This window comes from Echinicola marina, from assembly GCF_020463795.1.
In the GTDB taxonomy this organism is placed as follows: Bacteria; Bacteroidota; Bacteroidia; order Cytophagales; family Cyclobacteriaceae; genus Echinicola; species Echinicola marina.
Genome location: NZ_CP080025.1, coordinates 2,920,565 through 2,947,367, shown reverse-complemented (window position 1 = coordinate 2,947,367; position 26,803 = coordinate 2,920,565). Strand labels below are relative to the sequence as shown.

The following is a 26,803-nucleotide window of genomic DNA, read 5'->3' as shown; positions in this document are numbered from 1 at the left end:
TCCTATGAAAGAAATAACCGCAGAAATTATAGCTATTGGAGACGAGTTGCTTTATGGGCAGATCATGGACACCAATAGTCACTGGATCAGCAAGGAATTGGACAAAATTGGAGTAAGAGTTGTTCGCAAAACAACTGTTGGGGATAATGAAAAAGACATCCTACATGCCTTCTCCAGTGCTGAAGCCAGAGCTGATATCGTACTGATCACAGGAGGTTTGGGGCCTACCAAAGATGACCTTACCAAGCCCCTATTGGCCAAATATTTCCAATGCGACATTATTCCTGTGAAAAATGCCATTGAGGACGTCAGAGATTTTTTCACTAAAAGGGGGCGAGAACTTACTCGGTTAAATGAACTCCAGGGACATCTTCCAAGCAAATGTCAATATATCAAAAATGAGAGGGGAACGGCTCCAGGAATGTGGTTTGAAGAAAATGGCACTGTATGGATGTCCATGCCAGGCGTACCACATGAGATGAAGCATTTGATGGAAAGCTTTGTGCTACCAAAGGTCCAAGATATTTTTCCCTTGCCAGTCATTTACCACAAAGTCATCAAAACAGTTGGTATTGGAGAAAGTTGGTTAGCTGACTTAATCCATAAGTGGGAGGATGATTTACCCGAGCATATCAAATTGGCTTATCTGCCTTCTCTGGGTCAGGTCAAACTTAGACTCACAGCCTTTGGTACAGCCCTTGACCAACTGGAAAAGGACGTACAAATCCAAATAGATAAAGTCACTCCATTTATACAATCCTATATATACGGATATGATCAGGATGAACTGCAAAATGCCATAGGGAGACTTTTGAAGACCAAAGGCAAAACGGTAGCTTTGGCAGAGAGCTGTACAGGAGGTTATATTTCCCATTTGATTACAAGTGTGGCGGGCAGCAGTGAATACTTCAATGGCGCTATTATTCCTTACCATAACCAGTTCAAAGCTGATTTATTAGGCGTAAAAAACAGCACATTGGAAGCCCATGGAGCTGTCAGTGAAGAAACAGTAATAGAGATGTCAGAAATGGTCAGAAAAAAATTCAAATCGGACTATGGACTTGCCAGTAGCGGAATTGCAGGACCAGGAGGAGGCAGCCCAGAAAAACCCGTGGGCACAGTTTGGATAGCCTGCGCCAGTGAAAGTGGCACTGTCACCCAAAAATTACAATTGGCCCATAATAGAGCATTGAATATTCAATATTCTGCAATTGCAGTATTAAGTTTATTGAGAAAGGTAATTTCCAAAGAAAACAATTGAAAGTTTTGACACAACTATTTTGGAAACACATCATTAAAATATAATTTTAAATTTAGATAAATAGCCCAATTAAATAAATATAGCATGGCAACTGTAGAAATGGTAATGCCCAAAATGGGTGAAAGTATTATTGAAGGCACCATCCTTACTTGGCTAAAAAGCGAGGGAGATTCCATTGAACAGGATGAATCAGTTTTGGAAGTAGCTACAGACAAGGTGGATACCGAAGTTCCCTCATCACACGCAGGAGTATTGAAAAAAATCCTCGTTAATGAAGGTGATGTAGTTGCTGTGGGAGCTCCTATTGCTATCATTGAAGTGAAAGGAGAGGTAGAAGAAAATGAACAAATACCTGAAGTCAGCATTACAGAGCCCAAAGAAACAGAAGAAAAAGAGGAAATTTTGGCTGTTGCCCCTGCACAAACTTCTACCATCATGGGCAGTGCTGCCAAAGTAAGCAACACAAATGATGACAGGTTTTATTCTCCATTGGTGCAAAGTATTGCAAAGGAAGAAAACATAAGCAAGGAGGAGCTTTCTACTGTACCAGGCACCGGAAAAGACGGTAGAGTTACCAAAAACGATATACTGAGCTACCTGAAAAACCGAAAAGCCAGTGTTCAGCAAACAGACCAATTGATATCCGGAACTCCCGCTCCAAGTATCAGTGCCGGAGACGAAATCATTGAAATGGATAGAATGAGGAAAATGATTTCAGAAAGAATGCTGGAATCCAAAAGAATATCTCCTCATGTAACGTCATTTGTAGAAGCTGATGTTACCAATATTGTGCTATGGAGAAACAAGGTCAAAGATGAATACAAAAAGAAAGAGGGCGAACCAATTACTTTCACCCCATTCTTTGTCCATGCCTTAGCCAAGGCCATACAGGACTTCCCAATGATCAACATATCCGTTGATGGAACTAAAATCATAAAGAAAAAGGACATCAATATTGGTATTGCAGTGGCCTTGCCCAGTGGCAACTTGATTGTGCCTGTCATCAAAAAAGCCAATGAATTAAACTTGGTGGGACTTTCTAAAAAGATCAATGATCTGGCCAATCGCGCCAGAAACAACAAATTGGGAGCGGATGATTTATCTGGGGGAACTTATACCCTTTCCAACGTGGGGTCATTTGGAAATGTGATGGGCACGCCGATCATAGTGCAGCCACAAGTAGCCATCATGGCTGTAGGAGCCATCACTAAAAAACCAGCTGTGATAGAAACGCCCACTGGCGATGTGATTGCTATCAGGCACAAAATGTTCCTTTCTCATTCTTATGACCACAGGGTGGTGGATGGATCATTGGGAGGTATGTTTGTGAAGCGTGTAGCCGAATACTTAGAGTCATTCGATATAGAGACTAAACTATAATTGAAAATATAACAGCTAAAAAAACCGAAGCATGAGTACTTCGGTTTTTTTTTTATGAAATAATTTCAAAAGAAGTCTTTATCTTATTTACCAATTCTTGGATTTTTATGGGTTTGGTCAAGTAGTCGTCCATACCTGACATCAAAGCCTTCTCAATATCCTCTTTAAACACATTGGCAGAAAGCCCTATAATCCGAACATTCTTGCCTTTTTTCAGAGCCTTTATGGCTTTTGAAGCTTGCAACCCATTCATAAAAGGCATTTGGTAATCCATGAAGATCAAATCATAATCCCTTTTCTCTACTGCGGCAATGGCCTCCTCTCCGTTGCTCGCAGTATCCACTTCATACCCCAACTGCTTCATCAAAAGCACCATAAACTTGAGGTTGATTTCATTATCCTCCACTAATAATATAGACAATGGATACCTTTCTGAAATCTTATTGATAACACCCTCATTTTTAGCATCTTCAATACTCGAGAAAGTATCTCCAGCTTTCGGTATAGCTACCCTGCCAAATACTGAAAAAGAAAATTCGGAACCGTTGCCTGGCTCACTTTCAATATCCAAGCTTCCTCCCATCAACTCTATTAATTTATTGGCGATAGCCAACCCAAGTCCAGAGCCATTTTTTTCACCAGCGTTTCCATGTCCCACCTGAGTAAAAGGATGGATAAGCTTCTCGATTTTATCCTTGGGAATACCTATGCCTGAATCTTTGATCAAAAAAGAAATCATATAGTTTTTGTCCATGACTGACTCCCCCTTCACACTGAGATTGATCTCACCTCCTGCAGGCGTGAACTTAATGGCATTACCAAGGATATTGAACAGTATCTGTTTGAGTTTTTCCTTATCCAAAGTCATCCACCTTGGCAAATCATCGTCGATATGCAAACCAAATTTCAGCGCTTTTGCAGACATCAAACCAGAAAAGATATTGGTCACTTTATATATTTCCTCAACGATATTAAAGTCTACCAGGTCTAGCTCTAACCTACCCTCTTCAATTTTAGAATAATCCAGGATATCCTTGATGATCACCAAAAGTGATTCGCCCGAATCCTTGATCACCTTTACATACTGCTCCTGCTCTTCATTTAGCTTTGTCCCTTCTAAAAGTCCTATCATACCCAAAAGTCCATTCATAGGCGTCCTTATTTCATGACTCATGCTGGCCAAAAATTCCGATTTTGCTCTATTGGCACCCTCTGCCATCTCTTTGGCTTCCTTCAAACCATTTTCCCATAGTTTCTGCTCTGTGATATCACGCGCAACAGAAATCACCCTTTTATCATCTAGTTTGAAAAATCTGGCCTGAAAAAACTTCCTTCCACTCTTTAGATTTATATCCATTTCTTCTGTCTGGACCCGCCCTGTTTCCAAGACCCTGTTAAAAGCGGCTACCAATTTTTCATTCAAGGGATATGGCATCACATCTCCCAGATATTTCCCCATTGCTTCTTCTGGAGGAACGAACAGCAATTCCATTGATTGCACATAATAATCCGTAAATATGCCTTCATTATTATAAATAAAAATAATATCAGGTAAACTGTTCAATACGGCCCTAAGCCTATTTTCACTTTTGATCAGCTCTTGTTCTGCAAGATATTTCTCATGTATATCAGTGCTGATCCCTACACTATTTGTAAAATTGCCCTCATCATCATAAAACAACCTTTCGAAACATTTAACCCTAATCACGGAGCCATCCTTTTTGATATTGTTCAGCTCAAATTCCAAATATTCATCCTTATTCTCAATGGCCTTATCCACTTCGGACCTAAGTTTTGTGAATTCCTCAGGAATCAAATAATTCCTATTCTGATTATTAAGAAACTCCTCTTTTTCATAACCCAATACATCGATAAGATTATCACTGACATTGGTAATCTTCCCATTTGCATCATGAAAATAAACGAATCCTTTGGTCCCTTGCAACAATAGGGTCTGCTGATCAAAAAGTCTATTTATCTCCCCCGATTTTTTCTGAAGTTTATAATTATTGCTATTAATGCTGCGGAAGTGTTTGATCATAAAATAGATAATAAACAACAGCAAAATGAAAAGGCCCACCAGAAGCAACATGTAGGTATTGAAAATCCTGGCTACCACGACTTCCCTGTCACGTGCAAACACAAAGGCATAATTGGACCTAAGTGGGTGCAAGTTAAAAGGATATTGTGCAATGATGGCATTGATCCGTTTGGCACCTGATGTATTCCAAATCAACTCTCCATCATAGACTCCTTTAAGTCCACCTTTTATTTCATTGTCAATTTCTCGCTTTAGGCCCGGATAAAAGGAAATAACTTCTCCTTCTGATAAGTCCGGACTAATCACCCTGGCCTTATCTTCTTGAAAGTAAAATTTAAATCCTCCTTCCCCTAGGTAATGGTTGGACGCAAAATCCGCTAAAAATGCTCCAACATTTAAAGAAACAACCACTTTAAATATCCGGTCATGACTTTTTATGATCAGGTACCTGTCCCTGCCTGCAAATTCCTTAGTTGTAGAAACCTCAATTTCCTCAAAATAATTATTTCCTTTGACCAAGTAACCTTTGGTACTTCCTTGCTTAGCGATAAACAAAGTATCCACTAAAGTCCCATATGAACTTAAAAGTCTCCTAATTCTTCCCTCCAGCACCTGCTTCTTATTATCCGACTCCAAATCATCATAACTTTCCAAGTTTTTGGTAAAAAAACTAAGGTCCTCAAACAAATTATTGAATTTCCGTTGGGATTCGTTGGAAGCGATTTCCACTTGTTTACTTAAAAACTGTTGACTGTAGCCAATTAGGTTTTTCGAAAGGGCATTGTAAAAAAAATAAGCCAAAAAAAGGATAATAACAATGGACCCCATGGACATCCATGTAAATAATTGGAATTTATGTTGTTTTGTTTTCCCTAACATCTTCTGAGCACTACCCTTCTATATCGATCAAATACCATTCAATTAAATCCATTGGTCTGCATAAGGCCTTGTATTTTTTAGAATCATACTCCCCGTCCAATATAAATTTATTGTCCTTTTCAAGGATAAATTTGGAAACCATTTTCCTTACTTCCTTACTTTTTGACTTAAATAAATTATAGTCTTCCCTCCGAAAATTATTTGAATTGATGGTTTCCACATAGGTGTGGTTCCGCAATGGCGGCAATTTCAAAATTTCTATTGCATCAGAAGTGCCGGCTACCACATTCCCTGAATCATCCACCAAAACCAACTTCTTATCTTTATAACTTAAAAATTCGCTAATTAGATCATTTACCGTAATATCCAACCCCATCACTCCCTGCAGCTCTTGATTATGATAAACCGGATGAATTAATGACAATATCCATCCTCTCCCTGCAGGATCTATATATATATCCTTAAGCCATTTCCGCTTCTTTTCAGGGTTCCTGACCTCATCAGCCATAAAATAAAAATTGAATTTGGTAAGGTCCAGGTCATCTTCAAACACACTCAGCACGTCCAATTGAGGATATATCCGGCACATTTGAAATCTAGTATTAAAGTATACCTGACTAATTAATGGCTGATCCGCCAAAACATGGGTAAAAGCAGAATCCAAAGCTTCTGTATAATACACCTGATGAATTGCTTCGGTCCTGTCTGGGGTAATAACACTAACAAATACACTGCTGACATCTTCCTTAGCGCTTTCCCGATAAATCACACCCTGTTCCGTATTTTTATACTGCTCTTTCTTCGCTTTGAGTGCATACTGATCTTTATGCGCAAATAAATACGCTGCATAAGCAGACAGCTCATCTATATCCTTTTCCAAAGGATATAATTTAGATTCTATTCTATAAACAATGGAATCTAACAATTCAAATTCCTCAGGATGAAGCTCACTTTTTTCTTCAGAACATCCGCAAAAAAAAGCTAATATGCACCAGATCAATAAAAAAAATCTATATTTCATCTTTAAATATTTAAACTATTCCGAATTTAAATATTTTCAATTTGATTTCTAAGTGTTTGATGCATCTCGTCAAATCTTTTTTGGACATTTTCCAAAAATTCCGATGTAAAAAAGGCATCCAAATCACTCTCTTCCAGAATATCCATCTCATTAACCTTAAAGGTTTGTTCAATCATCCCCTGTTCATATTTAATGAGATACTTGTTATTCCAGGAAAAAATGGAGATCCGGATGTCTTTTTCAGTAAATTCTTTTATTACCCTCATGGTCGCTTCACCTCAGAGCTATAGCTAATTTCTGCACTCAAAGACGCGGAAACAGAGCAATATTTATCTACAGCTAATTTAACCACCTTGGCAAATTCTTCTTCCGTTGCATCTGGAGATGTAAGCACAAAATTCATATGGATGGTCTTATAGAATGCAGGTACACCATCATTTCTATCTCCTTCAGTCTCCACTTTAAAATTTTCTACTGTCTTCCTTTTTTTCTTCATCATCAACACGGCATCGACAGAGGCACAACTGGCCACAGCAGACAATACCAAGTCCATTGGAGATTGGTGTTGCTTCTTTTCTGGATCATACATATCGATGAGCACTTTATTTCCTTGGGGATTCACCGCTTCATACTCATAGTCAGCTTTCATCGTAACGGTTACATTTCTTTTCGCCATATTATTATTTATTTACTAAAACGCGTTATTGGTTATTACTTAAACTCTTCTTATCCAATCTGAGTTCATCACATGTTTCTTCGGTATTGACCGCCGACTTCATATAAAGCCTGTGTAATCTGTCCCAATGAACAATGCTTGCCTGCTTCCATCAGTTTTTCAAAGATATTTTCATTTCTCAAAGCAGCACTTTTAAGCTCTCTGATTAATTCAGTCGACAAAGATCGGTATTTTAAATGAAGATTTCGAAGTTCTTTTATCTGACTTTCTTTTTCTTCCTTATCAGCCCTGATCACCTCACCAGGTCTAACTGTCGGTGAACCTTGAGAAGACAAAAAAGTATTCACCCCGATGATTGGGTATTCACCTGTATGCTTAAGGGTTTCATAGTACATACTTTCCTCTTGGATTTTCCCTCTTTGGTACATGGTCTCCATGGCCCCCAAGACACCTCCACGCTCAGAAATCCTCTCAAACTCTACATAAACAGCTTCTTCTACAAGATCTGTCAGCTCTTCTATAATAAAAGCTCCTTGTATCGGGTTTTCATTTTTGGTCAAGCCCAACTCCTTATTAATGATCAATTGAATGGCCATGGCCCTTCTTACCGATGATTCTGTCGGAGTGGTAATCGCCTCATCATAAGCATTCGTATGTAAAGAATTACAATTATCATAAATAGCATACAGAGCCTGAAGTGTCGTCCTGATATCATTAAAATCAATTTCCTGCGCATGCAAAGACCGCCCTGAGGTCTGTATATGGTATTTTAACATCTGAGACCTTTGATTGGCACCATATTTCATTTTCATGGCCTTAGCCCAAATCCGCCTGGCCACCCTTCCAATCACCGCATACTCTGGATCGATCCCATTGGAAAAAAAGAAAGAAAGATTGGGAGCAAATTTATTGATATCCATCCCCCTCGAGACATAATATTCCACATAGGTAAACCCATTGGATAAGGTCAATGCCAATTGAGTAATAGGGTTAGCACCAGCCTCGGCAATATGATAGCCAGAGATAGATACTGAATAAAAATTCCTCACTCCTTGATCAATAAAATACTGCTGAACATCTCCCATCAGCCTTAAGGAAAATTCGGTCGAAAAAATACAGGTATTTTGTGCCTGATCCTCTTTGAGAATATCCGCCTGAACAGTCCCCCTTACTTTTGTCAATGTGCTGGATTTGATTTCCTCATATACCTCTATAGGCAGCACCTGATCTCCTGTCACTCCTAATAGCATTAATCCCAGCCCATCATGCCCTTCTGGTAGGTTTCCATTATAAATAGGTCGCTCTATACCTTTCTCTTGATATAGCTCATCAATCTTTTTATTGACCTCTTCTTCCAGTCCATTCTCCTTGATATAAAACTCACACTGTTGGTCAATGGCCGCGTTCATAAAAAATGCTGTCATTGTAGCAGCGGGGCCATTAATAGTCATCGATACTGAAGTCTGGGGACTAGCCAGATCAAAACCTGAATACAGCTTTTTCATATCATCAAGACAACAAATATTTACGCCAGAATTACCTATTTTCCCATAAATATCGGGACGGTAATCCGGGTCCTCCCCATACAAGGTCACCGAATCAAAAGCCGTGGACAGCCGCTTTGCGGGCATGTCCTTAGACACATAATGAAAGCGTTTATTGGTTCTTTCTGGTCCACCCACACCTGCAAACATTCTGGTTGGATCCTCTCCTTCTCTTTTAAAAGGAAAGACTCCTGCCGTAAACGGAAAAGCGCCGGGAACATTTTCTGTCAAGCCCCATTTCAATATATCTCCCCACGCTTCATATTTAGGTAAGGAGATCTTTGGTATTTTAGTCCCCGATAAAGAGCGGGAAGAAGTCTTGATATTTATCTCTTTATCTCTAACCTTAAAAGTAAAAAGGTCGGCTTCGTATTTCTTTTTTGTCTCTGGCCATAAGGACAACCATTGCTTATTTTTGGGATCCAATTCCAGTTCTACTTTCTCATAAGCCTGTTTCAATCCCGATTCCACCTGGTTTTTTTCTTCTATTCCTATATGCTCCAGTGCTTCTAGGGATTTTTTAATACCATATAATCGCTGGGCTATTTCTTGCTGCTGTTCCACCCATCGATCGTATGCCCTATTATTTTCAACGATCTCAGCCAAATACCTACTTCTTGAAGGAGGTATAATAAATTGCTTTTCAGTCCCTCCTTTGGCTACTTCACTTTCCACTGCAAATGGGGCTTTACACTTATTGCTAAGTTCGGCCATGAGCTCATAATACAATCGGTTCATTCCCGGATCATTAAACTGGGAAGCGATGGTACCATATACTGGAAGCGCTTCTTCCTTTGCCTCCCAAAGTTCATGATTCCTTTGATACTGCTTCTTCACATCCCTCAATGCATCCATTGCGCCTTTTTTATCGAATTTGTTCAAGGCAATCAAATCAGCAAAGTCAAGCATATCAATCTTTTCCAGCTGGGTAGCTGCCCCATATTCAGGTGTCATTACATACAAGGAAAGATCAGCATGTTCCGTGATTTCTGTATCCGACTGCCCAATCCCCGAAGTCTCTAAAATCACCAGATCAAAACCTGCAAGTTTGGCCATATCCACAGCGTCTTTCACATGCTTTGATAGGGCCAAGTTGGCTTGGCGCGTGGCCAATGAGCGCATATAAACTCTAGGATGATGGATCGCATTCATTCTGATCCTGTCTCCTAACAACGCTCCTCCTGTCTTTCTTTTAGATGGATCCACTGAAATGATCGCCAAATATTTATCATCAAAATCCCTTAAGAACCTTCTCGCCAATTCATCTACCAATGAAGATTTTCCAGCCCCTCCTGTACCTGTTATACCTAACACTGGCACTGACAGTCCCTTAACTGCTTTCCTCATGGCTGCCAAAACCCCAGCATTCTCTTCAGGAAAATTCTCAGCAGCAGAGATCACTTTGGCCAAGTTTAGCGGACACTTTTTGTCCAACTTTATATCCTTAATCATATCATGCCCTAAGGGAAAATCACATTGCTCGACCAAATCATTGATCATTCCCTGAAGGCCCATTTCCCTCCCATCATCTGGAGAATAAATTCTACAAATGCCATAATCATGAAGTTCTTTTATTTCCTCTGGAAGAATCGTCCCCCCTCCACCGCCAAAAACCTTAATATGTCCTGCTCCTTTTTCTTTGAGTAAATCAAACATGTACTTAAAGAATTCCAAATGTCCACCTTGGTAAGAAGTGATGGCTATCGCCTGAACATCTTCTTGAATAGCACAATCAACGATTTCCTGAACGGAACGGTTATGACCAAGATGGATCACCTCACAGCCAACGGACTGAATTATCCTTCTCATGATATTGATGGCCGCATCATGGCCATCAAACAAAGAAGCTGCTGTGACAATTCTAATATGGTTTTTGGGCTTATATTTTTTTATTTCAGAAAGCATGAATTTTGGGTTAATTATAAACTTATAAAGGCTCCTTAATTATAATTGCATTTCATTTATCGGCCTTGAACTTCTATGCGAATATAACAAAATCATATCAGTAAAATCCTGAGAAACCACTGCACTATTCCAAATAATATTTCAAACATTCTAAATCAAACTCCATAAATATTTGAAATCACTAATCCAATTCCCATATTAATTGACCTTTGTTAAACATCAGGCCATAAGCTGACAAAAGTCAAACTTTTTTCCCCATTAATCTCCTTCCTTTGCAAGGAGATCAAGATAAAAGCTTAAATTTAAAACCATTAGATCATTGATTCATAAACACTTACAATATGAATTATCCCTATACCACCCCAGAAGAAGCAGTCAAAGTTGTTAAAAGTCACGATCGCATTTTCGTTCATGGCAGCGCCGCTACTCCAGCTACCCTTTTAAAAGCCCTGGCTAAGAGGCATAAAGAATTATCAGATGTGGAAGTGGTTTCCATTACCACATTAGGGGAAATGCCATTAACTGAGGCGCCATACAATGAAAGCTTCTTCATCAATTCACTTTTTGTCTCTGCCAATGTCAGAACAGCTGTCAACTCTAGCCGCGGTGGATACGTCCCTATTTTCCTGAGTGAAATTGGTATTTTATTCAGAAGAAATATTCTCCCAATAGATGTGGCGATTGTGAATGTTTCTCCACCTGATGCACATGGATATTGTTCCTTGGGGGTTTCTGTGGATGTGGCCAAACCAGCATTGGAAGTAAGTAAGGTTGCCATAGCCCAAATCAATAAAAACATGCCCAGATCCCACGGAGATGGTCTGGTACACATTAGCAGTTTTGAACATATCATAGAGGCCAATGATCCACTTCCGGAAGTAGATTATGGAGCAAAAATCGGAGAAAAAGAAAAAAATATCGGCCATTTTTGCGCTGATTTGATTGAAGATGGTTCCACTTTGCAAATGGGCATTGGCGCTATCCCTGACGCCGTCCTGGATGCACTTCACCAACATAAGGACTTAGGCATACATACAGAAATGTTTTCCAATGGTGTATTGGGACTTATGAAAAGCGGGGCACTGACCAATAAATTCAAGGCAAAACACCCTGGCAAAATAGTCTCCTCATTTGCTGTTGGTAACAGGAAACTATATGACTTTATCGATGACAATCCTGTCGTTTCTTTCCATGAAGCTGCCTATGTCAACGACACGGCTGTTATACGTAGAAACCCCAAAGTAATTTCCATTAATTCATGCATTGAAATGGACCTTACTGGCCAAGTCTGTGCTGACTCGATTGGTAGCTATCATTTTTCAGGAGTGGGCGGACAAATGGACTTTATGAGAGGAGCAGCACTGGCTGAAGGTGGCAAACCCATTATGGCCATGACTTCCAAAACCAATAAAGGTGTTTCCAAAATAGTTCCTTTCCTCAAGGAAGGAGCTGGAGTAGTTACCACCAGGGCCCACATGCACTATGTGGTCACCGAATATGGAACTGCTTATCTTTATGGAAAGAACCTGCGCCAAAGGGCCTTGGAACTAATGAAAATAGCCGCTCCAGAACACCGGGATATGCTGGAAGAATCCATCATCAAACGGTTTGGTTCCAATAGTTACAGGACTTCTTAAGTATTCATTTTGCTCTTTTCAGGGTCTTTTTAAGCAACTGGGCATTCAATGCAACAACAACGGTACTTAGGCTCATCAAAACAGCTCCCAAGGCAGGACTGATCACCAAACTGGGCACGAAACCCGTAGCCAATGGAAGGGCAATGGCATTGTATGCTGTTGCCCAAAAAAGGTTTTGGACCATTTTATTATAGGTAGCCTTTCCAAAATCAATGATTGCAGCAATATCCCTGGGATTGCTATTTACCAAAACGATATCAGCAGTTTCTGCAGCCACATCAGTTCCTGATCCAATGGCTACCCCAATATCTGCTTGTGCCAATGCCGGGGCATCGTTCACGCCATCACCTGTCATCAAAACCACTTCTCCCTCTTTCTGGAATTTCTGGATGATATCCTTCTTATCCTCGGGTAATACTTCAGCATAATAGCCATCAAGACCAAGCTGATCACTGACAGACTTGGCTGCTGATTCATCATCACCAGTGGCCATTAAAACCTTTATATCTTGTTGCTTTAGGTAATTAACTGCCTGACTCGATGATTCCCTGACTTGATCGGAAAGGGTCAAATAACCTATCAAATTCGATTCTGTCACAACATATACCCTAGTTTCATCACCTCCACTATTATCAACTTGGGGAATATCAATATTAAGCTTCTTCAAAAGCCCAGGACCTCCAATCATCAGCTCTTCTCTGTTTACAACACCTTTAACTCCCTCCCCGGTTATATTTTCAAAAGAAGTTAATTCATGAATTTTCACTCCTTCTTCCTTCACCTTTTTCATGATTCCATTTGCAATGGGATGCTCTGATTCACTTTCAATGGCTCCTGCCAATTTTAAAATATCTTCTTCATTATAATCTTCACTTAAAGCTTTTACTTCCCTTACAGCAAAATCTCCTTCCGTCAAAGTCCCCGTCTTATCAAAGATCACAGTGCTCACTTTTCTGGATTTTTCAAAGGCAGTTCTATTCCTGATCAACAACCCCTGCTTGGCTGATGCAGAGGTAGAAATTGCCGATACCAAAGGAATGGCCAACCCTAAAGCATGAGGACAGGCTATAATCATCACTGTTACCATTCTTTCCAATGCAAAATCAAAGTCTTTCCCCATCAGTAGCCAAATGACAATGGTAATCAAACCAGCTCCCAAGGAAATATAAAACAACCAACCAGCGGCCTTGTCCGCCAAGTTCTGTGTTTTTGACTTGGTTTCCTGTGCTGACTTGACCATTCCTATCACCCTGGACAAATAAGCCTCTTCTCCTACACCTTTTACCTCCACCTTTAAAGAACCTTGTTCATTAATCCCCCCTCCGACAACCTCATCACCCTTTTCTTTCTTCACTGGTTTAGACTCCCCTGTAAGCATGGCTTCGTTTACATAACTGCTTCCATCCACCACCTTTCCATCAGCTGGAATCTTCTCCCCTGGCTTAATCAATACCAAATCCCCAACTTTCAAATCGGTAATTTTAACCTCCTTGGTTTCTCCATTATCATGGAGTAGATGAGCTTCGGAAGGCATTAACTTGGCCAACTCGTCCAAGGCTCCTGAGGCTCCCATCACAGACTTCATCTCTATCCAATGTCCCAGTAACATCAGGTCTATCAATGTAGCCAACTCCCAAAAGAACCCCTTACCCTCCAGTCCATAAACAGTAGCTGAACTATAGCCATAGGCAACAGTTATGGCTAAGGAAATCAAAGTCATCATAGCTGGTTTCCCTTTTCTAAGTTCACTTACCAAGCCTTTTAGAAAGGGCCAGCCGCCGTAGAAATACACTATTGAGGACAAAACAAACAACACATATTTATCCCCTTGATAACCAAAATCTATCCCCAACCACCCTTGTATCATCTTAGAATGAAAAAGTATGGGAATAGTGAGTACTATAGACACCCAAAATCTCTTCTTAAAATCCTCAAGCATATGCTCATGATGGTTATGATGACCACCTTCCTCATGCTGTTTGTCATGATTTGAATGATCATGACCTTTATGATGTTGATGTTCCATTACTTCTTCATTTTAGTATTTATAAAAAAAGGGAGGCTTATAGCGCTCCCATTTCTTTCTCTACTCTTCCACATTTTAGCATTTTATCACCAAAATAAGGATTTCGAATTTCCTTTACATCGGACAACCAATACCCTCCCTTATTATTAAAAGCCATTGGACAATACTGTTTATACACTTTTCCAGAACTAACATGCCCCACTATCACTCCTTCAACAGCAGCTGACAGCTTTTCAAAAGCCTCTCTCTGCTGCTCAAGATCAGCTGATCCACTAATTATTTTAGCTGATGCAACCAAATCTGAATGACCTTCACTGACTGCTGACAACTCCTGCGCATGTTTACTGGCTGCTTTGACATCTCCTTCCACCAAGGCCGTCTTTACTTTAATATAGGCATCAAAAGTCTCTGCCAAACCTTCTTTATCAAATGAGGCTTTTACCACAGCAGGCTGATGATGATCCATCTCCATACTTTCAGCATGTTCATGTCCGTGATCTTCCGTTTTTTTACCCTCACTACAGCTCACTGCCAATATCATGGATATGGCCAAACTTAATCCTAATACTGATTTCTTTTTCATGACTAATCGTTTATGATGATGTTATTATAATAAATGCTTCTGTTAATTATTTGATTTTCGATATTCTCCTTTTACTTCCCCACAGCTCAACATCGCTGAGCCAAAGTAAGGGTTTTTAATGGATGCTACTTCACTTAACCAAAATGCACCTTGATCATTTTTTGCCATAGGACAATAACTTTTATAGATTACATCTCGTGTAGTCCCAAAATCTTCCAAAACAGCAATAAAAGCTTCCGAGAGGTGAATAAACCCATCTCTTTCAGCTCCAATTTCATTGGCAGCAATGATTTGATCAAGGGCAACCTGTATTTCCTTCTTTTCACTTGTCCATCTATCAAGGACTTCAGGCGGAACATTACCTTCTCCAACTCTCTCAATCTCTTGCTTTAATCTCAGCGCTTCTTGTTTGGCAGACTTATCCAAAACCAACTTATTCTTCAATATAAAATATACATCAATGGCATCTTCAAGCTTCTCAGCAAATTCTGGTGAAACCTCCACTTTTCGGGATGCCTTTTGGTTCATCATGCTGTATTTCCCACTCAACTGGGCAGCTCCATCCACTGCAAAGACACCATTGGTTACAACTTTATCCCCAATATTTAGACCATCTTTCACCAATTGCATCTCTCCCGATGTAGCGCCAAGACTTACTTCTACCATCTCAAATGCAGGACTGTCCTCATTCCCAACCTCCCGATAAACCACAGATCTTTTACCCGTCCAAAGCACTGCGGTACTGGGGATCATAAGTCCTGCGGAAGACTGGGGAGCTGTGACCTTTATTTTTGAAGTCACAAACATCCCCGGCTTTAATTCCCCGTGGGTATTATTCACCTCTGCTCGCACCTTAATACTCCGAGTATTGGCATTTAGATTAGGATCGATAAAAGTAACCTTTGCATTATATTCTTTATCCGGTCTTGAATTAGCACTAAAACTCAATTGATCTCCGAGTTGGATATTATTGATATTGCGTTCATAAGCGTCTAAAATAACCCATACCTTGCTTAGGTTGGTGATTTCAAACAATACCGTCCCTTTTTCCACATAATCCCCAACAGATACATTTCTCTTATCTACCACCCCAGCGGTATTGGCATAAATATCAAAATGTACCTGATAATCCACCTGATGCTCCATCTTATTGATTTGTTCATCTGTCAACTCCCACTGTTTCAGTTTTTGCTTTGCAGCCTCATATAACGCTGGACTGATATCTTGAGATTTCTTGGCCTCTATCAACTCTCTGTGGGCAGCAATTAATTCTGGAGAATAAATTCTGGCGAGCTTTTGTCCTTTTTTTACTTCTTGTCCAGTAAAAGCCACATAAAGTTCATCCACACGCCCTGAAAAGTTGGCCGAAACTGAAGCTACCTTTCTTTCATCAGCATCAATTTTCCCGCTTAACTCTAGGGTATAACCATCGCTACCTGCCTTCACCCTACTTGTAGATATATTGGCCAGCGCTACCGCTTCTGGACTCATTTTAAGTACTGTTGGCTGTGATATCGATTCTCCGTTTCCCTCTAGAGCAGATAAAGGAATTAATTCCATACCGCAAATCGGACAATCCCCCGGTTCATCCTGTCTAATCTGCGGATGCATAGAGCAAGTATATATACTTCCTGTCTCATGAGCGTGTTCCTTCTCTTGGTTTTTCCCACCTCCTGAGTTGGCCCACCATCCCATCAAAGCACCAACGATAAGACTGATAACTACAATGATATATATGTTTTTGTTCTTCATGATTTCTTTGATTTTAAAGGGATTCTGCCATCAAACTTTCCAATTGAGCAATGGCTAGCTGCTTATTTACAGAGGCTTCAGATATTTTCATTTCGAAATCCAGAAGTTCCTGCTGCACAGTCAGTAGCTCTTCGAAACTCCCTTGCCCCGAACTGTACTCCGCCAACATCAAATCCAAGCTTCGCTTAAGTAAGCTCACCTGCTCATTATATAATTCTAGGTTTCTTTCTGCCTCCTTGATAGCTTTTAGGCCTTGTTCCATTTGTAATTCCAAGTAATTTTCCACTTCCTCTTTTTGATAATGAGCCAATTCTCTCAAGCTCTGCGCTTCTCTTGCAGCAGCTTTATATTTCTTTCTATAAATCGGTAGGGACAGCGAAACCATTGGCATCACCATATTATGTCCCATTCCTCCTGGGATATACCCCATATCACTCCCTATTTCTCCTTTGGGGGATCTGGGGCTGTTCACCATATAATCTACACCAATCCCTATACTGGGCAAACCAGACTTATTGGCCACCTCAGATCTCTTTTGATAAGCATCCCCCATTACTTCCAGTTTTTTGAGATCTGGATTTCTATTGCGCACACTATCCATGATAATTGCTCGCTGCCATATTAATTCTTGATCCAAATCACTATAATCAATATTCACCTCTTGATCTGTGGGCCTGTTAAGCAATTGGTTAAACGCCACACGCTCCAAATCCTGTTTATCTCTATAGTCCTCGATCAGGGCACTAATGGCCTTGGTCTTCGATTGAACTCTTAGGACATCCGTCATTTTTCCCTTCACCCCAGGGACTCCTCCCTTAAACCTATTCAACGCCAATCTTTCCATCCGCTGCAGTATTTCTAGATTTTTCTCTGCCACCATCTGGTGATGCTCCCATAAATACAGCTGATAGTACGATTGCTTTACTTGATTATACAGGTCATACTTGGCTCGTTCAAATTCAAGGAAATTGGCCTGCGCCAACAAACTGGCTTCATCCCTTCGACTCTGCAGTGTTCCAAACCATGGAAACCGTTGCTTTATAGAAACATTCATCTGTTGATCTCCCATCAAAGTGGCCATATCCTTAAGGAAAAAACCAAAACTTAATTCTGGATCAGGCAACTGCCCCAGTTGCGGCACTTTCTCCAAACTAGCCATGTATAATGCATACTTGGCCTGTAAGCCGGGATTGTTTTCCCCTGCTTCTACCAGATAATCTTCAAGGTGCTGGGCAAAACCAGTATTCACCAGCCAAACCATCATCAAGCAAAATCCCAGTTTTCTATATGCGTTCAAGTATTTCGTGATTTTCATTACAAGCCCTTTCATCATTGCTCTTTTTTAAAATTGAGTTTACTCCATTTTAATTCTTCCCACCAACTATAAAGCACAGGCACTATAAACAGGGATATCAAAGCCACCATCATCCCCCCGAATGATGGAATAGCCATAGGAATCATAATATCAGCACCTCTACCCGTTGAAGTGAGAACAGGCAATAAAGCCAACAGAGTGGTGGCTGAGGTCATCAAACAAGGTCTTACTCTTCTTATTCCTGCTGAGATGACTGCTGTCCGGATTTCTGCTATGGATTCGGTTTCCCTTTTTTCAAAACTTTGCTTTAAATAGGTGGCCATCACCACTCCGTCATCCGTAGCAATACCGAACAATGCTATAAAACCTACCCAGACAGCCACACTTAAATTGAACTCCCGAACCTGAAAGAGTTCCCGCATGGAAGTTCCCAACACATTAAAATCCAAGAACCAAGCTTGTCCGTAAAACCATAGCATAATAAAACCACCTGAAAATGCCATGGCAATGGCCGAAAAGATAAAGCTGGTCACTGCCACGGAACGAAACTGAAAATACAGGATCAGAAATATCACGATAAGACAAATAGGGATCACCAAGGACAACCTCTTTTCTGCCCTTACTTGGTTTTCGTATGAACCAGAGAATTTATAGCTCACACCTGTAGGAACCTTCAATTCTCCTCTTTCAATCTTATTTTTAAGATAATCCTGGGCATTTTCAACTACAGTCACCTCCGCCACTCCAGGTTCCTTATCCAGTAAGACGTATCCTACCAAAAATGAATCCTCACTTTTGATCATCTTTGGTCCAGGTCTGTATTGCAGTTTGGCCATCTCTCCAATAGGAATCTGCTGTCCATCAGAAGTGCTTACCAAGAGCTGCTCAATTGCATCAGGATTATTTCTAAACTCTCTAGCATATCTGGCCCGAATATCAAAACGTTCCCGCCCCTCTACGGTAGAACTTAATTTCACACCTCCCAATGCTGCTTTAATGGTTTCCTGAACATCCTCTACATTCAAACCATACCTAGCAATGGCCTGTCTGTCCAAATCCAGTTCCAAATAAGGCTTTCCTAATGTCCTGTCTGCAAAAACCGAAGCTGGTTTTACTCCAGGCACTTCTTTTAGGTATTGTTCTATCTCCAGACTAAATTCCTCAATAGTCTTTAAATCCGGCCCATAAACTTTTAAACCGATAGGCGCCCTCATTCCTGTTTGGAGCATTAAAAGCCTGGTTTCTATAGGCTGTAGCTTGGGAGCAGATGTTACCCCTGGGAGATTGGCCACAGATGAAATTTCTTTCCATATATCATCAGGAGATTGGATATGCTCCCTCCACTGACGGAAATACTCACCGTTTTTATCCTCAATAAGCCCACCTTGCTCATTTCTTCTAAATTCGCCCTTATCGTTAACTGCATATCTTATTTTCCGACCATTTTCATCTGATTTAAACTCAGGTTTGTATAAAATAATATTTTCGAACATGGACATAGGCGCCGGATCTAAAGGAGTATCTGCCCGGCCTGCTTTCCCTACTACTGAAGCTACTTCTGGAATACTATTGACCAGCAAATCAAGCTGCTGAACAATCTTCTGGTTCGCCTCTACACCAGAATGGGGCATGGAAGTAGGCATTAGCAAAAAAGCTCCCTCATCCAATGCCGGCATAAACTCCTCACCCATTCCAGGAAAGGCATGGACCATCTTGCTATAAAAAGAGGTGGTTCGAATATTCCATCCCAATCGATCAAAGCCCTCGGCAATTCCACCAAAAATGCTGGAAAAGCCCAACCAAATATTGAGTCCAAAGAACATCATCAAAAGTGGAAGAACTAGAAATTTCAGTTTATTGGCCAAGCACCAAGAAAGAAGGTTTTCATAATACCTTATAAACAGTGAAAACAAACCCAATACCAACCCTATGCTCAAGAGCACAAAAATAAAATTGGCAAAGGTACTCACCGAAGCACCCAGAGGCACCCAGGTACTTGCCAGTAACCATGAAACTGCCAATACTGCCATGACCACCAAAATAGGGGTGTGAAATTTAATGTATTGATCTTGCTTGGCGTATAAAAGGTAATTATTGACTCCTATACCAATCAGCACCAATGCAGGTAGAGTAAACCAGTACAAAGTGATAAGCCCTATCAGGATCATTCCTATATTTCCCCATTTTTTCCAAAATATCCCTCCATTTTTGATCCCAAACACCCAATGAGCAAATGCTGGCATGATCAAAAGGGTAAATAATAATGCCGACACCAACGCAAAAGTTTTGGTGTAGGCCAATGGTCCGAACAATTTCCCTTCTGCAGCCTGCAAAGTAAAAACAGGGAAGAAACTGACAATGGTGGTGGATACTGCCGTAATGATCGCTGTAGCCACTTCCGTGGTCCCTTCATAAACGGTCTTTAATAGGCTTTGTCCTTTGGGAGCTTCATCAATATGTTTAAGGATATTTTCATTTAAAATGATCCCTAAATCCACCATGGTCCCAATAGCAATGGCAATACCAGAAAGTGCTACTATATTCGCATCTATCCCTACATATTTCATGAATATAAAACAGGTCAATACCGCCAAAGGCAAAATGGCAGATATCAGCAAGGATGCCCGAAGATTATAAACCATTACCATAATCACCACGATGGTCATCAGTATCTGTAGTATAATGGCATCATTGAGCGTACCCAAAGTTTCCATAATAAGGTTGGAACGATCATAAAAGGGAACAATGGTGACTTTGGAAAGCCTGCCATCTTCCAGTTCCTTCTCAGGAAGCCCCGCACTAAGTTCTTCTATTTTTGATTTGACATTTTCTATCACTGCCATGGGATTGTCTCCGTACCTGGCCACGACAACTCCTCCTACAGCTTCTGCCCCTGCCTTGTCCAAAATACCTTTCATAGACCGATCCGCCGGACCAATATTGACCCGGGCGATGTCCTGGATTCTAAGCGGAACATTATCATTCACTTTCACAACTGTCTCTTCTATATCTGAAATATCCTTCACATACCCCAGTCCCCGAACATAATACTCCACTTGATTGATTTCAAGGGTATTTGCACCCATATCTTGGTTGGTCTTCTTAAGTGCCTCCCTAACTTCCATCATTGAAACACCATAAGCCTTCATGGCATTTGGATCGAGGTCCACTTGATATTCCTTTTCCATCCCTCCGACAGATGCTACTTCTGCCACCCCTTCCACACCTGCCAGCCCATAGCGCACGTAAAAATCCTGTATGGATCTTAATTCCTGTAAGTCCCATCCACCAGCTGGCCTACCTTGTTGATCTCTCCCCTCTAGGGTGTACCAGTACACCTGTCCCAAAGCGGTAGCATCAGGCCCTAACTTTGGTTGGACATTATCAGGGAGCAAATTGGAGGGTAAAGAATTTAATTTTTCCAATATCCTAGACCTACTCCAATAATAATCTACTTCATCTTGAAATATGATATAGATACTGGAAATCCCAAACATGGAAGAGGATCTAATCGACTTCACTCCTGGCAAGCCAAGCAATGAAGTGGTCAAAGGGTAGGTGATTTGATCTTCCACATCCTGCGGAGATTGTCCCATCCACTCTGTGAAAACTATCTGTTGATTTTCTCCTATGTCCGGGATAGCGTCAACAGGGACTGGATCACTGGGTAAAAAACCCGTATCCCATTTAAAAGGGATAACCACCAAGCCCCAAGCCCCAAGCCACTAATAACAGTAATAAAAGTACCGTTACCAGTTTGTTCTCTAGAAAGAATTTAATGATAGCATTAAGCATAGCCTTAATTTTAATGCTTGTAATATTTTTATAAATTATGTGGTAACAGCCACCGTAAGGATGACCTTGAGATTTCGGTAAGGAAAAAACACCCTCACCAATAAGGCTAAATCAAAAAAATCTCGTTTTCTATATATAAAGGTAAATCTCTAGGCGGTGCATTATCCATTGGAAAAGCTACCGCTTCTTCTTCTTGACTCCAAGAAATACACGCAATAATATCTGCCAATAAATGAGGATAAGGCAGGAATACCGAAGTAATAAATTGTAAATTGACGGTTTTTAGTGTGTTTTGCTCAGCATTCTGCAATGCTGTCTTGGGCACATCATCGCAACATCCAGGCATTTCCTCTCCATCTGCACAACAATTCTTCTCCTCTGCAAAAAAATTAATGGCTTCCAACTGCTCTCCACAATAGTGCATAGAATAACTCAAACCTGCATTGAAGCAGCAATAAATTATTAATAGCGATATTTGAAACAGCTTTCGCATGGTTGTAGATAACAAATATAGAAAAGCTTTATCAGTTAAAGTTATATAATTTTTGTAGATTTTAAACAAATCCCGCTCATCTATGCTAACTAAAGAACAATTTTTCATTTGCCCCCATTGCTTTTCCCGCATTTCAATATTGCTTGATTTGAGTATAAGTTCTCAAAAATACATTGAGGATTGTGAAGTATGCTGTCAGCCCATTGAAGTGAGTTTTACAATAGAAAAGGGAGAAATTACAAATTTCACAACAAACCCTATTGAACAATAAATATCATCAACTAAAAATTACTTATTATTACAGATATTGCATTTATAATCTTTGTGTTTTACTTTTACAAACCACAAGCTATCTAACTCATGATCAAAGCATTAACCACTACAATCATTATTTGCTTGTTTGTTAATATTTCAATAGCACAATCCCCTTCTGGGATTCAGCAAGCCGCAGAAAAATATGCTCAAGCAAATTTAGATGAAGACTTTGAAAGCTTGGCCGGCTATACCTACCCTGTAATTCTTAAAAAATCCGGAGGAAAAGAAGCCATAATCCACGCTTTGGAAGTTGCCTCTGATCTATTAAAAATTAGAAACATGAAGGTAGAAAGCTATGAGATAGGAAAAATCGAAAAGTTCACTCATTGTTCGGGAGAAACGCATGCACTGGTTCCTGTAACCACCAAAATCAAGGTCCCAGGCGGTGAAATCATTAATCACATTACGCTCATTGCTGTATCCAAGGTATCCAGTGACCAATGGTACTTTATAGAAACTTCCAGTCTTGAACCCAATACCATTCATAACTATCTGCCCACATGGAATTATACCTTAGGCTTAAAATTTGATGAGTCACACGAATTTATCGGGCTCAAATCAGAATAGCTCATCCTTTTTTCTTGCGCATATCTGACAGCTGTTCCCATAATTCATCAGGAACTTGCTCTAAATGGTTAAATTCCCCAGCTCCCTTTAACCATTCTCCTCCGTCAATGGTGATCACCTCGCCATTGACATATGCTGAAAAATCTGAAACGAGGTAAGCAGCTAAATTGGCCAGCTCTTGATGCTCTCCAACTCTTTTTAAGGGTATCTTTTTTGCAGGGTCAAACTTATTGGCCAAATCAGCTGGCAAAAGCCGACTCCAAGCCCCTTCAGTAGGAAATGGTCCCTGAGCAATTGCATTGGAGCGGATATTATATTTTGCCCATTCCACCGCTAGAGACCTGGTCATCGCCAATACCCCTGCTTTTGCTGTAGCACTGGGAACCACATAGGCAGAACCCGTCCATGCATAGGTGGTAACAATATTTAAAAATACGCCTGGCTGATTCGTTGTTATCCATTGTTTCCCTGCTGTCATGGTCATATTGACGCTACCCTTTAAAACAATATCAATTATCGTATGAAAAGCATTGGATGACAACTTTTCTGTTGGACTGATAAAATTTCCTGCTGCATTATTGACTACCGCATCCACTGCCCCAAACTCAGCTACTGCCTGTTCAAACATCATCTCTACCTGCTCCGCATCCCGCACATCACAGGCTAATGGCAATACTTTCCCTTCTTTATTTTGCTGAAGTTGCTGTGCAGTATCCTTTAGGACTTCCAATCTTCTACTACTGATCACCAGATTTGCCCCCAGCTCCAAAAAATATTCCGCCATGGATCTCCCAAGCCCCGTCCCTCCTCCAGTAATCAAAATGGTTTTACCTTTTAAAGCATCTTGCCTAAGCATTCCCTGCGTGTATTTCATGGTTATTTTGATTTTAAGGATTTATCCAATATACCTAAAAAAACCTTTGTTATCTGAAATTCAGAAATTCATCAAGAAAACATGGGTACAAAAAAAGCCGCTAATCAGCGGCTTTTTAATATTTGTCCCAATCCCAAGATTAGTATCTATAATAATCAGGCTTAAATGGACCAGCCACTTCTACACCGATATATTTAGCTTGCTCTTCAGTCAATGTTTCCAATTCCACACCTAATTTACTCAAGTGAAGCTCAGCAACTTTTTCATCCAAGTGCTTAGGCAATACATATACTTTATTTTCATAATGGTCTGTATTGGTCCATAACTCCAACTGAGCCAAGGTTTGGTTGGTAAAGGAATTTGACATCACAAATGAAGGGTGTCCAGTAGCGCAGCCTAGGTTCACCAATCTACCTTCTGCTAGAAGGATGATATCATTCCCATCAACATTATAAAGATCTACCTGAGGCTTGATTTCATCCTTGGTATGACCATAATTGGTATTTAACCATGCCACATCGATTTCATTGTCAAAGTGACCGATATTACAAACGATGGTTTTGTCCTTCATCACTTTAAAATGCTCACCGGTGATGATGTCTTTGTTACCTGTAGCAGTAACTACGATATCAGCTTCAGCAGCAGCATCGATCATTTTCTTCACTTCAAAGCCATCCATTGAAGCCTGAAGCGCACAGATAGGATCAATTTCAGTAACGATCACTCTGGCTCCAGCACCTCGAAGAGAAGCCGCAGATCCTTTTCCAACATCACCATATCCACCTACTACAGCTACTTTACCAGCCAACATCACATCGGTAGCTCTTCTGATGGCATCTACCAAAGATTCTTTACAACCATATTTATTGTCAAACTTAGACTTGGTTACAGAGTCATTTACGTTGATAGCAGGCATCGGAAGCGTTCCATTCTTCATTCTTTCATAAAGCCTGTGAACACCTGTGGTAGTTTCTTCTGATAATCCCTTGATGTCAGCCACCAATTCAGGGTATTTATCCAATACCATATTGGTCAAGTCACCACCATCATCAAGAATCATATTCAATGGCTTTTGCTCTTCACCAAAGAACAATGTTTGCGCTATACACCAGTCAAATTCTTCTTCAGAAAGGCCTTTCCATGCATAAACAGATATTCCTGCAGCGGCAATAGCGGCAGCGGCATGGTCTTGGGTGGAGAATATATTACAAGAAGACCAAGTCACCTCAGCACCTAATTCAACCAAGGTTTCAATCAAAACGGCTGTTTGAATGGTCATGTGAAGACAACCTGCAATTCTAGCTCCTTTTAGGGGCTTTGATGCGCCATACTCAGCTCTTAAAGCCATCAATCCTGGCATTTCGGCCTCAGCCAATTTAATTTCTTTTCGGCCCCATTCAGCCAAAGAGATGTCTTTTACTTTATACTTGACGTATTTTGATTTAGTTTCTGACATGAATTTATCGTTTTGATATTAATTTCGGATCACAAATTTACTCAATCCCCTAGACATTACATAATAAGCTACTTAGATGAATTTAACTTCTTTGAAGACATAATGGTTTAAATCCCTATTGTTTTTCTCTATGAGCAATTTTCCTTCATCGCTCACCCCTACTATTCTGCCAGTGAATCGCCCATCTATATCCTCATATCTCGACCAAACATCTTTCAAATAAAGGTTGTTCAAATAATCTGAATGTAATTGCTTCAAATCATTCTTTTTCAACTGAAGGTATCTTTTCTCTATTGCTGACAAAATACGCCCCATTATTTCCCACTTATCATAAATCTGGCCACTTAACTTTGCCAATGATGTAGGACCGGGGAACGGAAAATCCAGTTGGTTAATATTCAAGCCTATACCCACAATGGAGGACTCTATATTGTTTCTGCTGATACTATTTTCTATTAAAATCCCGCCTAACTTCCCTTCTTTTTCGTGTACTATATCATTGGGCCATTTCACTTTGATCCCATCAGCCAACGCACTAAAAACTTCCAAAACCGCTAAAGAAACCACCCTGTTCAGCTCAAAATGAGACCTGGCATTCAGAAAAAGGGGGGATAAAACCAGGGAAAAAGTCAGGTTTACTTCTGGCTCACTAAACCACCTATTGCCCCGCTGCCCCCTTCCCTTGGTTTGCTTGTCAGTAATAATAATACTACCTTCTTTGGCGGCACCATCTTTGATTTTCTGTGCGGCTATGTCATTGGTAGAGTGACACTCTGTCAGATAAATAATATCTTTCCCCAGAAAAACAGTATTGGCAAGGATTTTATGCATCAATTTATTAGTTATTTTGTCGCACAATAAAGATATTTATCCTTTTATTGTGGCGTTAATTATGATATTGTAAAATTACAACAAAAGTATGACAGCAGAAGAGCTGAGTAAATTAATCGTGAAAGGGATGGAAGAAAAAAAAGCTTCCGATATCGTGGTGATGGATTTGAGGGATATCAATAATTCTGTTTCCGATTTTTTTGTGATTTGTTCCGGCCAATCAGACACTCAAGTAGAAGCCATTTCTGATTCAATCGAAGAAGAAGTTTTCAAATCCAACGAAGAAAAGCCGTGGAGAAGTGAAGGAAAAAATAATCTACAATGGATTTTGGTAGATTATGTTGATGTGGTAGCCCATGTTTTCCTGAAAGATAAAAGAGAGTTTTATGGACTTGAAGATTTGTGGGGCGATGCAAAAGTCACCCATATAAATTAAGTCTTTGTAAACTTTC

The 26,803-nt window shown here is 40.3% G+C and carries 19 protein-coding genes and 1 pseudogene; 6 read left to right on the top strand and 14 right to left on the bottom strand.

The annotated features are described in order from the left end of the window. Positions 1-4: 4 nt before the first annotated feature. Positions 5-1,261 carry a competence/damage-inducible protein A gene (locus tag KZP23_RS12315; RefSeq protein ID WP_226332021.1) on the top strand — a complete coding sequence of 419 codons (1,257 nt, stop codon included), beginning with the start codon at positions 5-7 and terminating at the stop codon, positions 1,259-1,261. Positions 1,262-1,345: 84 nt separating this feature from the next. Further along, on the top strand, positions 1,346-2,641 hold the full coding sequence (locus KZP23_RS12310; protein ID WP_226332020.1) for a dihydrolipoamide acetyltransferase family protein: 1,296 nt from the start codon (positions 1,346-1,348) through the stop codon (positions 2,639-2,641). Positions 2,642-2,693: 52 nt separating this feature from the next. Here the strand turns inward: KZP23_RS12310 and KZP23_RS12305 are convergent, their stop codons facing one another. The 5 genes from KZP23_RS12305 to KZP23_RS12285 form a co-directional block, all read right to left on the bottom strand. Then, entirely contained in the window at positions 2,694-5,510 is a 2,817-nt protein-coding gene (locus KZP23_RS12305; RefSeq protein WP_226332019.1) for a PAS domain-containing hybrid sensor histidine kinase/response regulator, read from the bottom strand. 61 nt (positions 5,511-5,571) lie between these two features. Beyond that, a complete protein-coding gene (locus KZP23_RS12300; protein ID WP_226332018.1) occupies positions 5,572-6,582 on the bottom strand; it encodes a cache domain-containing protein in 1,011 nt (336 codons plus the stop codon). Between the two features lie 26 nt (positions 6,583-6,608). After that, the gene (locus KZP23_RS12295; RefSeq protein WP_226332017.1) at positions 6,609-6,848 is read right to left on the bottom strand and encodes a hypothetical protein; all 240 of its coding nucleotides are present in this window, start codon (positions 6,846-6,848) and stop codon (positions 6,609-6,611) included. Beyond that, the gene (locus KZP23_RS12290; protein WP_226332016.1) at positions 6,845-7,258 is read right to left on the bottom strand and encodes an OsmC family protein; all 414 of its coding nucleotides are present in this window, start codon (positions 7,256-7,258) and stop codon (positions 6,845-6,847) included. The genes KZP23_RS12295 and KZP23_RS12290 overlap by 4 nt, the downstream gene beginning before the upstream one ends. A 68-nt stretch (positions 7,259-7,326) precedes the next feature. Continuing rightward, a complete protein-coding gene (locus tag KZP23_RS12285; RefSeq protein WP_226332015.1) occupies positions 7,327-10,707 on the bottom strand; it encodes a methylmalonyl-CoA mutase family protein in 3,381 nt (1,126 codons plus the stop codon). A 341-nt stretch (positions 10,708-11,048) separates the two neighbouring features. On the opposite strand from KZP23_RS12285, the gene KZP23_RS12280 reads away from it, so the two are divergent. Further along, positions 11,049-12,344, top strand: coding sequence for an acetyl-CoA hydrolase/transferase family protein (locus tag KZP23_RS12280; RefSeq protein ID WP_226332014.1), 1,296 nt, complete (start codon positions 11,049-11,051; stop codon positions 12,342-12,344). Between the two features lie 4 nt (positions 12,345-12,348). Here KZP23_RS12280 and KZP23_RS12275 read toward each other — a convergent pair whose 3' ends face one another. The 6 genes and pseudogenes from KZP23_RS12275 to KZP23_RS12250 form a co-directional block, all read right to left on the bottom strand. Next, complete coding sequence (locus KZP23_RS12275; RefSeq protein WP_226332013.1) at positions 12,349-14,370, bottom strand: heavy metal translocating P-type ATPase; 2,022 nt, start codon at positions 14,368-14,370, stop codon at positions 12,349-12,351. Positions 14,371-14,407: 37 nt separating this feature from the next. Next, entirely contained in the window at positions 14,408-14,953 is a 546-nt protein-coding gene (locus KZP23_RS12270) for a DUF3347 domain-containing protein (protein ID WP_226332012.1), read from the bottom strand. Positions 14,954-14,995: 42 nt separating this feature from the next. After that, positions 14,996-16,705, bottom strand: coding sequence for an efflux RND transporter periplasmic adaptor subunit (locus tag KZP23_RS12265; RefSeq protein ID WP_226332011.1), 1,710 nt, complete (start codon positions 16,703-16,705; stop codon positions 14,996-14,998). Positions 16,706-16,718: 13 nt separating this feature from the next. Beyond that, positions 16,719-18,020, bottom strand: a complete 1,302-nt coding sequence (locus tag KZP23_RS12260) for a TolC family protein (protein WP_226332010.1) — start codon at positions 18,018-18,020, stop codon at positions 16,719-16,721. A gap of 14 nt (positions 18,021-18,034) precedes the next feature. Further along, positions 18,035-21,815 (bottom strand): annotated as a pseudogene (locus KZP23_RS12255) (efflux RND transporter permease subunit). Positions 21,816-21,921: 106 nt separating this feature from the next. Next, positions 21,922-22,440: an HYC_CC_PP family protein gene (locus KZP23_RS12250; protein WP_226336576.1), complete on the bottom strand. Its 519-nt coding sequence runs from the start codon at positions 22,438-22,440 to the stop codon at positions 21,922-21,924. On the opposite strand from KZP23_RS12250, the gene KZP23_RS23140 reads away from it, so the two are divergent. After that, positions 22,391-22,579 carry a CPXCG motif-containing cysteine-rich protein gene (locus KZP23_RS23140; RefSeq protein ID WP_226332009.1) on the top strand — a complete coding sequence of 63 codons (189 nt, stop codon included), beginning with the start codon at positions 22,391-22,393 and terminating at the stop codon, positions 22,577-22,579. The genes KZP23_RS12250 and KZP23_RS23140 overlap by 50 nt on opposite strands. A gap of 89 nt (positions 22,580-22,668) precedes the next feature. Further along, positions 22,669-23,190 (top strand): hypothetical protein, encoded by a 522-nt coding sequence (locus KZP23_RS12240; RefSeq protein WP_226332008.1) that lies wholly within the window; start codon positions 22,669-22,671, stop codon positions 23,188-23,190. Between the two features lies 1 nt (position 23,191). Here the strand turns inward: KZP23_RS12240 and KZP23_RS12235 are convergent, their stop codons facing one another. The 3 genes from KZP23_RS12235 to KZP23_RS12225 all read right to left on the bottom strand — a co-directional run bounded on the left by KZP23_RS12235 (position 23,192) and on the right by KZP23_RS12225 (position 26,351). Further along, positions 23,192-24,064, bottom strand: coding sequence for an SDR family oxidoreductase (locus tag KZP23_RS12235; protein WP_226332007.1), 873 nt, complete (start codon positions 24,062-24,064; stop codon positions 23,192-23,194). 139 nt (positions 24,065-24,203) lie between these two features. After that, positions 24,204-25,520, bottom strand: coding sequence for an adenosylhomocysteinase (gene ahcY / locus KZP23_RS12230; RefSeq protein ID WP_226332006.1), 1,317 nt, complete (start codon positions 25,518-25,520; stop codon positions 24,204-24,206). A gap of 72 nt (positions 25,521-25,592) precedes the next feature. Further along, positions 25,593-26,351 carry a biotin--[acetyl-CoA-carboxylase] ligase gene (locus KZP23_RS12225; protein WP_226332005.1) on the bottom strand — a complete coding sequence of 253 codons (759 nt, stop codon included), beginning with the start codon at positions 26,349-26,351 and terminating at the stop codon, positions 25,593-25,595. Between the two features lie 88 nt (positions 26,352-26,439). Between KZP23_RS12225 and rsfS the strand changes: the two genes are divergently transcribed. Beyond that, positions 26,440-26,787, top strand: coding sequence for a ribosome silencing factor (gene rsfS / locus KZP23_RS12220; RefSeq protein ID WP_226332004.1), 348 nt, complete (start codon positions 26,440-26,442; stop codon positions 26,785-26,787). Positions 26,788-26,803: the final 16 nt, after the last annotated feature.